The following is a 382-nucleotide window of genomic DNA, read 5'->3' as shown; positions in this document are numbered from 1 at the left end:
CCGACGACTCGTCAGCACCAGATGCTCAGCACCCGTACGCGCCAGCCACCGGGCCACATGGCCACCCAGCGCACCCGTACCACCCGTCACCAACACCGAACCCCGGCTCTGCCAGGACCCTCGGCCCTCCGCGTCCTCGGCCGCCGTGGCCCGCACCATGCGCTTGGCGAACACACCGGAGCCGCGCACCGCGACCTGGTCCTCGCCCTCCGCACCCGCCAGCACCCCGACCAGACGGGCCGCCGCCCGGCTGTCCACGGTCTCGGGCAGATCGACCGCGCCACCCCAGCGCTGGGGGTACTCCGCCCCCACGATCCGGCCCAGACCCCACGCAAGCGACTGCACCGGACTCACCAGCCGGTCGGAACGACCCACCGACACC

At 73.8% G+C, this 382-nt stretch carries 1 protein-coding gene; it reads right to left on the bottom strand.

All coding sequences use genetic code 11. The annotated features are described in order from the left end of the window. The coding region (locus IG74_RS47375; protein WP_037827585.1) for a KR domain-containing protein at positions 1-382 on the bottom strand (382 nt) is incomplete at both ends.

Origin of the sequence: Streptomyces sp. NRRL B-1347, from assembly GCF_000720325.1 — a bacterium.
Classification (GTDB): Bacteria; Actinomycetota; Actinomycetes; order Streptomycetales; family Streptomycetaceae; genus Streptomyces.
The sequence above is the reverse complement of the archived record's forward strand: the minus strand, read 5'-3'. Positions and strand labels throughout refer to the sequence as shown.